Below are 14,352 nucleotides of genomic sequence, written 5' to 3'. Positions count from 1 at the left end.
AGTCAAGCCGTTTAACGACGGACGCCAACACCTATACATATGGACAGATCACTCGCCAGCTCAACAGATGGCGCAGATCCGTCACCAGCCTTTATGCTTCTACCGGAACAGAAGATACAAATCTCAGACGTGAGCACGGCCCAGCCGCCAACACCAGCCGGGAGCTGTTCGGTTCAGGATTTTTGTGGCACTGCCAATCGTACGCGCAGGGTAAGTGGATAACGACACCATGCCACCGATGCGCCAAGTAAATTCAAACCACAAATCAAAACAATTCGACCGAGAATTAAATAAAATGCCGGAGAACCAACAGGCACTCCGGCATTCTAAGATCAAGCGGTCGAAAACGAAAATCAGGCTATGAAATTGACCGTACCCACCACGTTGCCACCTCCAGCAATCACCACGGTCGGTGATGCCGCCACAGTCGGCGAGGCTGCGACCGTGCTGGCACTGGCAAAACCCGCAGGGGTGGAGCCGCTGATCGCGCTGATCCCGCTGCGCGCCAGGGCAAGAAGCTGATTTCCACCGGAACGTTCACCAGTGTTAGAAGATGCTTCCGAAACACCTGCTTCCCGGCCACGCAGCTGATACTCGCGAACAACGCGCTTCGACGGGTACTGCGTCTCGACGTCACCGCTGCCGCCATCGCGGAACAACAGAACAGCAACCGCAGCATCGCTGTCATATTGCAGGACGGGGCTGACATACGGCAGGCTTGATGAACGAAGCGGAGGAGCTTCGGCCAAACGCTCCTCAGCCGCGGCGCTGGTTTGCGTCACCGCAGACACATAAGGCGTTGAGACGCTCCTGATCCCCTCAATTTGCATGGCCGTAAGCCTTCTCATAGACCGGTGAACACTAGCGCAGTTCAACGGAACACGCAAACGGAATCTTTGAATCCGCTAAATATGCAGAATCATTGAGGAGTCACAAAGCCCACCCCCACTATACGGTCGATACCATTTTCATTTGACCAACAGAGATATGACAAAAAGATAAGCTTGAAATCTAACGGTTTGACTTAGTCAGGTCTTTTGGGTGGTGACAGCACCAACGCGTTAACCAATTCGGCGATTACGCCGCGCCAGTCGGCCCACTGCGTCTGCCTGAAAAGACGCAAATCTGGATACCAAGGGTTGTCTGCCCGATGGCGCAGCCACCGCCAGCAGCCGTCAAAGCGCGACAGCACCCAGGTCGGCCTGGCCAATGCGGCCGAGAGATGGATAACCGCCGTATCCACACCGATCACCAGATCCAGTTCACTGACCAGTGCCGCGGTATCGGCGAAATCCGTCAGTTCATCTGTCCAGTCATACAATGGGAAAGGCGCCTGCGCTGCTTGCGAAGCCTTGGGTCCCTTCTGGAGGCTGACAAATGTGAGACCGGGAAGCGTGCTCAGGGGTGACAATTGCGACAGAGACAAGCTGCGTCTTTTGTCCGTTGCCGCCGCCCGTGGATCACCCTCCCGCGAATCTCCGGCCCAGACCAGCCCCACCCTCAATCCTGGCAGGTCGCGCAGCCGTTGACGCCACAGACCACGACGATCCGACAGGGCCGAGAGATATGGCACCTGCACAGGAATGTCTGCCAGATTGCGGGTACCAAGGCGCAACGGAAGGCCAAGCAAAGGACACCGGCATGATACCGTCTCCGGCACCGGAGATCCCAGCCGTTCGACATCGATATCCGACGGCAGGCTTTCACGGAACAGCCTGACCAGGGCTGGCTGTACCTGCAACAGCACCTTCAACCCCCGCGCCCTCAACAGCGGCAGATAACGCACAAATTGCAAACTGTCGCCATGCCCCTGCTCAGCATGGACCAAAAGAATGGAGCCAAGAGACAAGCCGCTGCCGTCCCATATGGGGAGGGCACGCAACACAGCGGAAAGGCTGAAGCCCGGCATTCCCCATCGCCATTCATATTCCTGCCAGCCTTCGACGAAGTCTCCAGCTATCAAGCGGGCCTGCGCGCGTTGCCAATGCACCACGGGCATTGACGGGGCGAGTTGCAGCGACCGCTGATAACAGCGCTCCGTCCCCTCATCATCACCCAGATCACGCAGAAGCGTACCCAGATTAAGATGGGCAGGCAGATTATCGCGATCAATCGCGATGGCGGCATCGAACGCCTGACGGGCGTCGTCCAGATAGCCCTGGCCATGCAGGGCAACGCCCAGCGCCACGAGGGGTCCAGCCCGGCCAGACGACCCGACCACCGCAGCATGGCGCGCTGCGGCGGCAGCCTCCTCGAAACACCCCAGGATGGAAAGTACATCCGACCGCGCCAGCAGGGCAGTGCTATTATCTGGCTCCCGCGACAGCACGGAATCAAACAGGGCTAGCGCCTCCTGATGTCGTTCCCCACGGAGCAGCGCAAGGCCCAGGCGATTGGCGATGACGGTACTGGCCGGCGCCAAGCGATGAGCTTCTGTCAGAAGTGACACGGCCTCGGGCCGGTTCAGAAACCCATCATCGGTACAACGGTTGAAAAGCACCGCCGCAAGATTGCCAGCGGCGGACGGCAAACCGGGTACAAGCACCAGGGCACGGCGCAGCAGCGCCTCCGCCTCCTGCGGGTCCGTGCTGGCAAGCAGGGCTCCCTGCTCCGCCAGCGCCTCCGCCTGCTGGGCGGGGTTTGCATCCAGTTGGGTGATGGCCGTAGCAAAGGCCTGCCGGGCCGCCGCCGGGTCACCGGACTGCCGCAGAGCGATACCCAGATTGTGCCACCAATCCCCGCGACCATTCTTCATCCGCACGGCCGTTCGCAATGCCTTCACGGCTGCGCTTGCCTTGCCCTGGGAAAGGCATGACATGCCCATCAGGTAATGTATGTCCGCCAGTGCAGGCGCCACGACCAGGATGTCTCGATAAGCAGCCTCCGCCCCGGCCCAATCGCCCGCCTGATGGCGGGCGATGGCCTGATCGATCGCTGAATTGACATCCATGTCAGGTGCCCGCCTTTGGCGCAGGGGCAGTAGGGGCAGGCTTGGAGGGCGTGGGGGGCTTCGCCACGGGCGCAGGTGTCGTTGGTACCGGTGCTGGGGCGGGCGCTGTTGCGGGAGGCGGGACAGGAGCTGCAACAGGGGCCGGAGCCGGGGCCGGCGGGCGGGTCGGAACATACATGTAATTGTCGTTCACCTGGCTTTCATGGCTGGCACAGGCCGATAGGGCCACACCCAGCACCAGGATCACCATATTCCGAGCGTCAGATGCCTTGTTCACGCCACGCCACCAGCTAGCCAATTCCCGCCGATACACTACGCCTAGCGCGAGACCTGATCCAGGAAGCTTTCATCATGCAGAATTATGTAGCCGTTACGGTAGGAAATGGCCCCTGCTGCCTGGAACTGCTTCAACGTCTTGTTCACGCTTTCCCGCGACACACCCAGCATATTGGCCAGATCTTCCTGGCTGACGAAGGTAGTGATGCGTGTACCGGCATCGGTGGTGCGGCCATAGGCCTGAGACAGCATAAGGATGCGCTTAGCCAGCCGCCGGGGTACGTTGAGGAAAACCGTGTCTTCGATGATCGCGCTGGTCCAGCGCACGCGCTCGCACAGAACCGTCATCAGGCGAACGCAGAGGTCAGGACGCTGCAACAGGAACGGCATGAAATCACGGCGGTCGATTCGCAGAAGTTCCGTAGCCTCCTGCGCCACCACCGTTGCCGTCCGCTCGCCACCATCCAGCATGGCGATCTCCCCGAACAGGGAGCCCGTATCAAGAATGTTCAGCAGCATGACCTTCGCCTCATCCGACTCGGTCTGTACCGCGACACGCCCACGCAGGATGACATAGAGGCTGTCGCCAGGGTCACCCTTGGCGAAGATAGGCTCCTCCGCTGCGGCTCGCCGAAGCTTGGCGAACTCCAGCATTGCTTCCATTTCAGTGTCGTCTAATACCGCGAAAAGACTGTTACGGCGCAGAAGCGCGGTATCTACGGCAGGTGCCACTGACATCCCCCTGTCATCTCCGGGCGACCAGTAGCCACGATCTCCCTACATTGCCAGGATTGATGCCGCGGCAGAAAAATGCAAGTCAGACGGGCATTGCCGATGCCGGACGGGCTACCCGCTCCCACATGGCCGTATGCTCGAAAGCGTAGATCGGGCGGACGCTGAGGGTGCCGCTGTCCAGCGTATCGCGCACGTGGGTCAGCAGGGACACGGCATCCTCGCGCTTCTGATCGGCACGCCCAATGGTCAGCCAGTCACGGAAAGCGGACAGTTCGAACGGGTCGACCTCGCCTTCTTCCTCCGCTTCGCGCAGGACGCGACCATAATTACGGTCACGGTAGCAGAGATCCTTGGCAATCTCCTCCAGCCGCCGCCGTCCCTCTACCGAGAGGATGCCAGCGGCATGCGCGTCGGACAGGGTGCGGCGGATATTGACCATGGCCTCGGACAGTGAAGGATAGCCAAGCTCCGCCGGTCCATGGGTGACTGCAACCTCGTCATCATCTTCCAGCCGGCCATCGGCGAAGGCCTGGAAAACGGCACCATGGCCTTCCATCCCGAACGTATGCAGTTCGGCCGCCCGCAGGGCCCCCATGCTGGCCGCACCCAAAACCGGGATACCGCGCGCCATCGCGAAAAGGATTTCCTTGTGCCAGACGGCCGGGACATTCCCGAAATAGCCATCAATGATGATGATGGCCGTCGGATTGTCTTGGACTGCGCGCAGCACGTCGCCCTGTGCGACAGGCGGTCGGAAATCAGCGTTCAACACCTTCCGCGCGGCGGATACAGGCAGAGTGGGGCCCAGGAAGACGATCACAGGGTTGCTCATGGTCTATCCCTCCAGGGGTCAGGCAAGCCCGGCGGCGCGGCGCCCGCGCGCACCCAAGCTATATTGCGACGTCGCATCCACACCTTCGAGGCCCGGCACCACAACCCGGACAACGGGGATACCGATCTCGGCACGGGTCAGGTCGACAACGACGACATCTTCAATACCGATATTGGCAAGACGCTGCCGCAGCTCGCCCAGGTCACCGCGCAGGGATTGATCACGCCACCCCTTGATCTCATTAAAGTCACGTACCGTGGCGCCCAAACGGATCCGGTTCAGCCACAGCATCTGCTGCTCTTCCGCCAGAAAATGATCATACTCCTCGCGGCGCATATCATCGCGCGCGCCAGAGATGAAGGTCAGCCGGCTTTGCGCAGCCTCGGTCAGGGCACGGGACAGTGCGATTTCTGGGACCAGATGCGTGCCATAGCCGGCGGCCGGGCGCACCGTCGTCCCCAGGCCGGCATCAGCCTGAACAATGCGGGCCAGAAAGGTGGGGACCCCGACATCGGACGTCAGGTCCCACACCCCGACAGCAACACCGGCATGGGCAAAGCGTGCCAGCAGCGAACGGCAAGCCGGATCGGCAATGGTTTCCAGGTCAATGCGGGTATCTTCCTGCGCCTCTTCGGGCAGCAGATTCCACAAGGTGCGGGCGTCCCGCTCGATCACTTCTGAAAGGCCGTGAATCACCGCCTCAATCCAGTGATTGCCCGACGCCAGACCGTTAGACGTGGCCTGAAAACAGCCATGACCCGTCGGCAGCGGCAGGGTGTAGTTGCTGTGAACCATCTCATACGGGATCCACAGGCTGTTGCCGTCCCGGAGATTGGTACCTTCCGCCCACAGCAACTGATGGTGCGGGGTGTAGACACTGTCCATGTTGCATGGAAGCAGATCGGGGTCGACCACGGGCAACGAGTAGCGCAGATCCTCGTAGGAACCGATACGCAGTGACAAGTGCGAGGCCCGTTCCGCATGCCAGCTTTCAATGCTTTCCATCACAGCAGACGCCTTGGCCGCAGCCAGGGTAACACCTTTACCCTGCGAAGCGGCCAAACCGCGAGAATTGGGACGGTTGACCATAACGACGGGAATGCCGATCGTGTCCAGGCCAGTGACATTGGCCACGCGGGTGATGCCGAATAAAGGGAACAACGGTTTGACACGGGCCAGCGTCTCTTCCGCCGAGACTAACCGGCGCCACTGCGGGGCTTCCAGATTGTCCCAGTCGGTCAAGCGAACCTGATCCATTGCCGTTCCCTTTCAGATTCAATGAAGCAAAAGCCAACGCCACGGTTAGCGGATTGGTTGGGGCTGCCCCGGTGAATGCCGGGGCAGCACCCACCAATTGTCACATCTTTGCCGTGTACAGATCGGCACTGGCGAAATACAGGTCGGCCGAAGCGCCGTTATCCATCGTCCGCTGGGACGGCGTGCGCCCACGGGACAGGTTCTGCTCTTCGGTCACAACGACGGCCCCGTTCGGGCCAATGCGATACAGGCGGCCATCAGCACCACGCGTCAGCATAAAAATTCTCCTTTATAAGGGTCATGGTTGGGTCAGGCGACAACCTGTCAACACAACGCGCGTTCCAGGTCTCGACCATGACCGTAATGCGGAGGGGCCGTTTTGCAGTGTGAAGTGGTTCACAGCATCGTATGCAGAAGGAACGCTATTGTGTGCTTACAAAGCGCGGCCGGTCGCCGATAGGCGATGGGCATCCACTTGATCCAGAAAGGCGAGGTCGCCGATGAACGCTCCGCATTCCCGTAACGATATTACGGTCTATGAGCCCCACGACCTGGAGATCGATGGGCAGCTGATCAGCCACAATGTCTGGGTTGACGGACATCGGACCAGCGTTCGACTGGAAGCTGTGATGTGGCAGGCCCTGCATGAAATTGCTGAACGCGAAGGTTTCAGCATCCATCAGGTGATCACGATCGTGTCCCGCCGTCAGCACCAGAATGCCTCACTGACCGCGACGATCCGCGCTTTCCTTGTGGCCTACTACCGCGCGGTGTCCAAGGGCGTATCGACCATGCTGCTGCGTGACCTTTCCGACCTGCCGGCAGACCTGAAATTCTAGTTTCTTCGGGCACCGCCGACACCATCACACTTTCATAAAAGGAGCGACCGCACTCGCGGAACCGCTCCTTTTGCGTTGGCTGCCGCAATCGACCTGACCACGGCCAATGGCCGATCCCGTCAATGCAGGAGCATTGAACGTCCTGCCATCCCAAGGCTGTTGGATGGCAGGTGATGGGTCATGGCCCTCAACGTCGCTTCATCGGGCATGGATCGGCGTAGCAGACCATAGCCCCGCTCCTGTACGGTACGGGCCAGTTCCTGCCGCTCCCGCATCGCCTCGTCCATCCGTCCCGCAAGGGCAAGTGCAAGCATGCGGGCATGGCGTGCCCATGCAGCGTGCATGGCCGCTCCCTTGCTCTGTGCCAGGCGCAGCCCGCGATCAATATCCGCAAGCCCACCTGCAACACGCCCCAGATAGGCCAGCGCCAAACCACGTCGGGCCAGATTGATGGCATCGAACAGGGCTGAACCCGTCACACGCGAGATGTTCAGTGCTTCAGAGCTGTAGGCCAGAACATCACCGAACCGGCGCTGACGCATCCGCACTTCAGCCACGTCGAGACGGGCATAGATGCGATCAAACGGATGGGTGCTGGCCTGGGCTTCCTGAAGCGCCTTCTGGATGAAGACTTCTGCTTCGGCATCACGGCCCAGCAGTGACAGGCAACTGGCCCGCTTTCCGGCAATCACCATACCGGTATCCAGGGTCAGATAGAGCCTGCGTTCATGATTGACCCAGGCATCTGGCCTTTCAGCCATATCCAACAACGTCAGTGCCTGTTCGGCGGCACTGTCATCCAGATGACAAGCGGCAGCGATGATCAGCAATTCTGGGTGGGCGCGGGTGATGCCACCGCTGTAAGCGATCACAGTTTCCGTCAGGGCGACAGCCTGATCCAGCCGGCCATAGACCCGCTCATGATTGATCTGCTGGACCATCCCGGCTAGGGCACGGGGCTCATCACCGGCGGCACGGGCCAGAACAACGGCGCGATCCAACGCCAGCAGGGCGCGGCCACCGTCGCCGGCGGGCATGGCCGCCCGGGCCAACGCCAACCGCAGATCGATACCGTCCAGCATCACCTCGTGCGTATCCTCCAGCTTTTCATTTGCATCCACGGCGATGGACAAAAGCGACACCGCCTCCACGGCCAGCGACCGGCTCAACGCATCCTGTGCGGCGGCACGGCCTGCCTGCACGGCCATATGCCACAGGCCTCCATGCGCGGCATGGCGTGCCTGCGCCGCCAGTCGGCCAGGCAGCTGCTGGAATTCCGCGTCCGCCAACAGCCGGGCCAATGCAGCATGTTGCTGCTGCCGGTCACGCCGCGTGATGCCGCCATAAACCGCCTCATGCAACAAGGCGTGATGGAAGCTGCATTCCTGCCGGGGCAACAAACGGGTTTCATCAATGAAACCCAGACGGATCAGTTCCTGCAGGCGATCCTCAACCGCACCATTCGTCACAAGCGCTGATAGAACTGCAACATCGAAGGTCGGCCCAACCACAGACGCGGTCCGCAGCAACCGGCGCGCCTCGTCATCCAGCATATCAATACGGGCGGCCAGCAGAGCGTGAACCGTATCCGGCAACGGGATTTTCGGCGATGGGCCCGGCAGCATCGCTCCGACATCGCCAAGCAACGCACCGTTCATCATCAGAACGCGTATGCACTCCACCATGAAAAAGGGATTGCCCCTGGCGCGGCGAGAAAGGTCGGCCTTGATCGCTTCCAGCGCCGACGACGGCCCCATCCACATATCCAGAAGGCTGTTCACCTCGGACGCGGCAAGCGGGGACAGTGGATATTTCTGCAAATTAGCTTGGCTACCGATGCAGGGTGCCAGACCTTCTTCCCGGCTGGACAGAACCAGGACCATCCGTGTTTCGGCAGGCACCTGCTGAAGCAGGGCGGACAGGGTCGCCTGCACCGCTGTGTCGGCCCAATGGGCATCCTCTACCAACAGGGCAAGGGGATGACGGCCAGCAGCAGAACGAGCCAAGGCAACAACGGCGCCGACCGCCAGTGCTAAAATAGCCGACGCTCCCCCCCGGCTTTCCTCGTTGCTGGGCAGCAGCACGCCAACCAGGGCATCCGCCTCCTCCAGGGAGGCGCCTGCGGCACGCAGCATGGCCGCAATACCACCCGCTGTCCGTGGCAATGGACCATCCAGCAACTCAACAACCAGTTGATGCAGCGGGCTCGGTGCTCCCACAGGCTCCACGGCAGGCACCTGCCATTCAATGACACGCAAGCCACGCGAACGGGCCATGTCGGACAGGGCACGCATCAGGCGCGTTTTGCCCAGGCCGGCTGCACCCTGCACCAAATGCGCTGAAAATGGTGTCCGATGGTCGCCATCCAGGGCGGCCATGGCCGCGCCAAGCTGCTTGCGGATCGATTCACGACCGACAAGCGGCAGACAATCATCATATTGACGACGCCGGGCACGCAGGCCCAGAAACTCATGGCTCTGCGTCGGCTCATCACCGCCCAGCGCCAGCAGCATCGCAGGGCGCGTTTCAACCCAGTCGGAGATTAGCCGGGCCGTGCAATCAGCAAGCCTGGCGCCATTGGGCGGTGCCGACTGCTGCATCTTTGCCGCAATGTGGATTGCTGGACCGGTCGCTGGATTGGCCGACTGTCGTCCAACCGCCATATGGTCCCACAATACTTCACCCGAGCAGATACCGATACGAACAGCCCGACCGCCACGCGCAACCTCGCGAAGAATGGCATCGGCGGCATAACAAGCCCGGATCGCGTGATTCTCCTGTGAAACAGGGGCACCGAAAACAGCGTAGATACCATCGCCAAGGGTCTGGCAGACCGTGCCCCCGAAGGCCAGCACATGGCGGCGCATGATATCGATCATGCCCGACAACTGGTCATAGGCATCTTCCGGATCCTGCGGGATCACCAGCTTGGACGATTCAACAATGTCGCAGAAGAAGGCCGTAACCATGCGACGGTCGGCCCGCGCCAACGCCGGGCGTGCAAAGCCAAACGATGCCATCATGCCATCGTGTGTGTCTATAACGCTCTCGACACCCGCCACCGACATTTTGCCTGCCCGCCAACCGATGGTAACGGAATTTAAATCAGATACCGACGCCGCAAGCCCACCAAGTCTTACCGGATCGGCAATGGCGCATACGATAGCATCCCATTTCACCGCTGGAAACCGCTCACAGATAAAATATCAGCCATGCAGGGGCAAATTTTTCTTAAGAAATCGTATAATTTCTCCAAGCCCGCCATCAACGCCTGATGAATGTAAGAATAGGCGCATGGACGAGAACCATGGACGGGTAGCCGCACCAAGGGTTGACCAGTCGCGGCCACCAACAATTCGCCAGACGGGTGTGCCTACCGCTCCTGCCAGTTCCCCTACAGCGGTCGGCGCCGTAATCACCAGATCCAGATTGGCGATAAGGGCGGCAAGCCCCTCAAGATCATTGGTGAGATCAAGACCGGGCATGGTATGCAGCACGCGCCCCTCCCTCCCAAGGGCTTCAATCTCCTCATCCCGCGCCGAATATTGCAGGTTGACTACCTGAATATCCGGCATGGCGAGCAACGGTGCCCAGGCGCTCACATCCGCATAGTTGTGGCGACGACGCGTGGTTATCAATCGGGAGCGCCAACAGATGCCAACTCGCAGCCCTGGGGGCAACTCCGCCAACCACTGACGGGACATTTCCGATCGCTTCCGGTCGACCACCAGATAAGGTGCGCCCGTAAAGCCAGACAGGGACGGGGCGAGCAAGCCGGCCAGATCACCGGCGGGGACATGCAGATCGGCGTCCGGGCGTTCGGGAGCATCCGACCCGTCGGGCGGCAACCGCTGCGCCCGAATGGATGCCGATGGGAAACTGCGGGTGAAAAGCCCGACAAGACGGGGATCACACTCGATCACTGCCTGTCCGACACGGCTGATCGCTTCCGGATAGAAGCTTGCGAACATCAACTCATCGCCCAACCCCTGTTCCCGCCAGATCAGCAGCCGTTTGTTGGATGCCTTGTCGCCGCTCCATAGAGGGACGGTGAAATGCCGATCGGGCAATGCCTCGCCCGCTGCAAAACGCCAAGCATAGTCCGACCAACCCTCGCAAAGCGCGCCGTCGTCTAGGCGGAGAAGCGCACGGGCGACCCGGACACGGGCCAGATCGGGGTCCAGCTCCAGCGCCCTGTCAATGGCCGCGCAACCCCGCGCGCGGTCCCCTTGCGCAAGACGGCAGAGACCCAAATTGCCCCACACCTCGCCCGAACCGGGCGCAATGGTCAGGGCCCGGGACAGGACGGTCTCTGCCTCTGCCAACTGACCGGTCAGTTCCAGGGCAGCACCCAGGTTGGTCAGCCCCTGAACATTATCCTGTTCCAGACACAGACCCAGACGATAGGCATCAATGGCCGCATCCATCTGATCTAGTTCCTGTAGCGCCACGCCCAGGAAGATAAAGGCCTCCGAACTTTCCGGTGCCGCATCCACCGCTGCCCGGTGAAAAGCCAGCGCTTCGCCCAGCTTGCCACGTTCGACTAGGACATTACCCAGATTCGACAAGGTTTCCGCATGACCGGGCCGCGCCGCCAAAGCCTGACGATAGGCCTGCTCAGCACCCGCCAGTTCCCCCCGCAGGGCCAGAACGGCACCGAGATTATTCCAGGCCTGCGCATGTGAGGGGTTAGCGGCCAGCAGTTGCCGGTAGGAAGCCACTGCGGCTTCCAGTTCGCCGATGGCCCGCTGGCTGTTGGCCAGATTGAACATGGCCCCCGCATGCCCTGGGCGCCCGTCCAGGGATCGGCGGTAGGCGTCAATGGCCTGCCGGTGGGCACCCATAGCCGCATAGGCATTTCCGAGATTGAACAGGTAGGGAGAATGATCGGGGCGCTGCTGGAGCGCCTTGCGATGTGCTTCCACGGCGGGTGCCGGATGACCGGCAGCCCTCAAGGCACTGCCCAGATTGTCCTGGATGTCTGCGGCTTGCGGCTGGCGCTTGGCCGCCTCCTTCAGCAGGCGCACGGCTTCCACTGGGTCGCCCATCTGCAATAAGGCAACACCCAGCAGGTTCAGCAGCTGCGCATTGCGTGGATCTCTTGTCAGCAAGGCACGGTACGCACGCGCCGCACCCGCCAGGTCACCATCCTGATGCATACGCACTGCCTGTTCGGCTGTAACCGGCACGCCCGTCATCTGTCCCCCGTCACCCTACTATACCGATGCACAGCCCGCCGGCTTTCGCGCGGTGGCTCACTGTAGGCCATTATCCTTGTCGGGCGTACCCCGATGTGGAATACTGCATCTATGGATTTACCGTTCAAAGGGCACGGCGAACGTTATGAAGCCTGCGACGGGGTACAGCAATCGTCCCACTTCCGATGATCCTCGCGATGTCGAGGCCTGGGGCCTTACGGAAGCGGCACGCCGCCTGATCCACGCCCGGCAAGCGCCGGAGAATCCGGATCTGTTGCGGCAGGCGCTTTCCCTCAATCAGCGGCTATGGACGATATTTCAGACGTCCATGGTCGATCCGGAATGTCCGCTCCCGAAGGATATCCGCGACAATGTGCTGGCTCTGTCTATCATTGTCGACAGGCAGACCTTTGACCGGCTCATTGACCTGGATGTCAACAAGCTGGATCGGCTGATCGATATCAATCGGGCCGTGGCTACTGGCCTGTCACAGCGCCCGGCGGCGTCTGCGGCATCACCGGCTGCGGCGTCCGCGTCGGCTCCGCCGCAGACAGCACCGATGCCCAAGCCGCAGGCACCGCCTCCCGGCGCCCCTGGCAAGCTCAGCATTTCGATTTGATGACAGCATCTCGGTTCGGTTTCTTTGGGAATCGCCAGAGAAATCGAACGGAACAGATTGCATTTTATCTAATCGCCCTATAAATTGGTTCGATGAAGGGGGCTTTTTACGACCGTCTGCATGTCAGGTGGTCATAAGGTGAAGGGAGACTTGCCATGGTCTCGTCCGTCAGCGGGTCGAGTTCGGTTCTGACCACCAGCAGTTCAACTCTGGTGACGACTAACCCTACGCCCGGCCTTACCGGTACTGCCGCCGCCTCTGCCGTAATCGCAGACACCACCAAGAAGCTCTCAAACATTGAGAAGCAGTTGGCAGAGTTCGCAGAAGCGACCGCCAAGGCTAACAAGAAGTCCGAGGCGCAGTCGAAGATTCAGGTGCAGACCTTTGAGAAGCAGGTGCGTAAGTCGCCCTACTCCACCAATGGTGCCGCCACCGATATCGGCACACTGGTCAAGGACAGTACCCGTCTGAACGTCTATTCAAATATCAAGAAGGACGACAAGGGCGACGTATTCAAGGTTCGTGTGCAGACCGCAGGTGAGGCCCAGATCGGTGTTCTGGGCGATCCCGGTCTGCGCGTACAGGTCATGTCCCGCTATGGCGCCGTTGTGGCTGACAGCAAAGAGGGACTGGGATCGACCACCGAGAATTACAAGGCCCTGCAGAAGGGTGAATACAAGTTGCCTGCCGGTGACTATTACATCAAAGTCACCAATGACGGGAACGGCCCCGTGAAGGACAGCAAGGGTAATGTCCTCACGTCCAAGAATTATGCGATCCAGATGTCCATGGGTGTCTACCGCAAGGATTATGACACGGTGGCGCAACAGCCCAGGGCAGGTGACGGCGTGCCGCAACAGTCCGTGGGACAGCTGGAATTGCAGAACATGCTGACCGCTGCGCAAAATTTCGATACTGGCCTGTCCGGTACAGCCAAACTGAACAACGCGCTGTTCGGCTGATCGCCGTTCCCTACGCTGAAATCGCTACTACATTGAAGGCGGGTTGCGTCACGGACGCAGCCCTCTGGTAGTTGCTTGCCACCTGCAGGGCATTGACCTGCAGCAATCCCCCGCTCTGGGCATTGCCATCCTGCTCATCGCCTGACCGCGATTGCCGCAGCTCCGTCTGTGCCTGGGCCTTTGTGGCATCGGCCTGCGAAGCCACGGCCCGGTCCTGGGGGGAAGGGTTCTGGGGTGCCAGCGCCGCCCGTTTCACGACCTCCATCTTGGTGATGGTGGCTTCGGGGTTCCCCCTTACCGGAGAAACATCAATCGGCACCTCACCGGCGGTCGCATAGCGGCGCCCATCCGGTCCGGTCGTATATTCAAGCTGAATGCTGCCCGCATAGGGGCCACCCGCCGTCTTGTGCGCCTGCTCATGGGTCCGCACCTCGGCATCGGTCTTCTTCAGTTCCCGCAGTTGTGACTGCTGGTCGCTGGTAAGGTTCTTTTCAGCCGCCGGCGTTCCCGGCGGCGCCGTCTCCGCCGCCTGACCCGTGCCAGCCGCACCCTGTCCCCGCCGTCCCTGGCCGGCGGTGGGTGTGAACAGCGCAGAAGAGATGCCGGAGATGGACATGGCACAGGCGGCAGCAGACGATAGTCACCGGAATTGTACTGCCACGACCGGTCTGACCAAACCCCAAA

The 14,352-nt window shown here is 60.8% G+C and carries 12 protein-coding genes; 3 read left to right on the top strand and 9 right to left on the bottom strand.

From position 1 onward, the window contains the following. Positions 1–353: 353 nt before the first annotated feature. From C0V82_RS16625 to C0V82_RS26965, 6 genes are all read right to left on the bottom strand, one after another. Positions 354–830 (bottom strand): hypothetical protein, encoded by a 477-nt coding sequence (locus C0V82_RS16625; protein ID WP_158659996.1) that lies wholly within the window; start codon positions 828–830, stop codon positions 354–356. 194 nt (positions 831–1,024) lie between these two features. Beyond that, positions 1,025–2,950, bottom strand: coding sequence for a tetratricopeptide repeat protein (locus tag C0V82_RS16620; protein WP_102113597.1), 1,926 nt, complete (start codon positions 2,948–2,950; stop codon positions 1,025–1,027). Between the two features lie 318 nt (positions 2,951–3,268). Next, entirely contained in the window at positions 3,269–3,964 is a 696-nt protein-coding gene (locus tag C0V82_RS16610; RefSeq protein ID WP_102113596.1) for a Crp/Fnr family transcriptional regulator, read from the bottom strand. 79 nt (positions 3,965–4,043) lie between these two features. Then, complete coding sequence (locus C0V82_RS16605) at positions 4,044–4,793, bottom strand: TfuA-like protein (protein WP_102113595.1); 750 nt, start codon at positions 4,791–4,793, stop codon at positions 4,044–4,046. 18 nt (positions 4,794–4,811) lie between these two features. Next, positions 4,812–6,050, bottom strand: coding sequence for a YcaO-like family protein (locus tag C0V82_RS16600; protein ID WP_102113594.1), 1,239 nt, complete (start codon positions 6,048–6,050; stop codon positions 4,812–4,814). A 100-nt stretch (positions 6,051–6,150) separates the two neighbouring features. Further along, positions 6,151–6,327: a hypothetical protein gene (locus C0V82_RS26965; RefSeq protein ID WP_158659995.1), complete on the bottom strand. Its 177-nt coding sequence runs from the start codon at positions 6,325–6,327 to the stop codon at positions 6,151–6,153. Between the two features lie 223 nt (positions 6,328–6,550). On the opposite strand from C0V82_RS26965, the gene C0V82_RS16595 reads away from it, so the two are divergent. After that, the gene (locus C0V82_RS16595; RefSeq protein ID WP_054169090.1) at positions 6,551–6,889 is read left to right on the top strand and encodes a ribbon-helix-helix domain-containing protein; all 339 of its coding nucleotides are present in this window, start codon (positions 6,551–6,553) and stop codon (positions 6,887–6,889) included. 119 nt (positions 6,890–7,008) lie between these two features. Here C0V82_RS16595 and C0V82_RS16590 read toward each other — a convergent pair whose 3' ends face one another. Next, positions 7,009–9,912, bottom strand: a complete 2,904-nt coding sequence (locus C0V82_RS16590) for an ATP-binding protein (RefSeq protein WP_158659994.1) — start codon at positions 9,910–9,912, stop codon at positions 7,009–7,011. A 183-nt stretch (positions 9,913–10,095) separates the two neighbouring features. Next, complete coding sequence (locus C0V82_RS16585) at positions 10,096–12,087, bottom strand: tetratricopeptide repeat protein (protein WP_102113592.1); 1,992 nt, start codon at positions 12,085–12,087, stop codon at positions 10,096–10,098. Positions 12,088–12,232: 145 nt separating this feature from the next. Between C0V82_RS16585 and C0V82_RS16580 the strand changes: the two genes are divergently transcribed. Further along, positions 12,233–12,706: a flagellar biosynthesis regulator FlaF gene (locus tag C0V82_RS16580; RefSeq protein ID WP_102113591.1), complete on the top strand. Its 474-nt coding sequence runs from the start codon at positions 12,233–12,235 to the stop codon at positions 12,704–12,706. A 155-nt stretch (positions 12,707–12,861) separates the two neighbouring features. Further along, positions 12,862–13,668, top strand: coding sequence for a hypothetical protein (locus C0V82_RS16575; RefSeq protein ID WP_158659993.1), 807 nt, complete (start codon positions 12,862–12,864; stop codon positions 13,666–13,668). A gap of 10 nt (positions 13,669–13,678) precedes the next feature. On the opposite strand, the gene C0V82_RS16570 is transcribed toward C0V82_RS16575, so the two are convergent. Next, positions 13,679–14,284 (bottom strand): putative metalloprotease CJM1_0395 family protein, encoded by a 606-nt coding sequence (locus tag C0V82_RS16570; RefSeq protein ID WP_102113589.1) that lies wholly within the window; start codon positions 14,282–14,284, stop codon positions 13,679–13,681. Positions 14,285–14,352 lie beyond the last annotated feature (68 nt).

The sequence above is a fragment of the Niveispirillum cyanobacteriorum genome, assembly GCF_002868735.1.
In the GTDB taxonomy this organism is placed as follows: Bacteria; Pseudomonadota; Alphaproteobacteria; order Azospirillales; family Azospirillaceae; genus Niveispirillum; species Niveispirillum cyanobacteriorum.
Note: the sequence above shows the minus strand (reverse complement) of the source record. Positions and strands in the feature narration are given on the sequence as shown.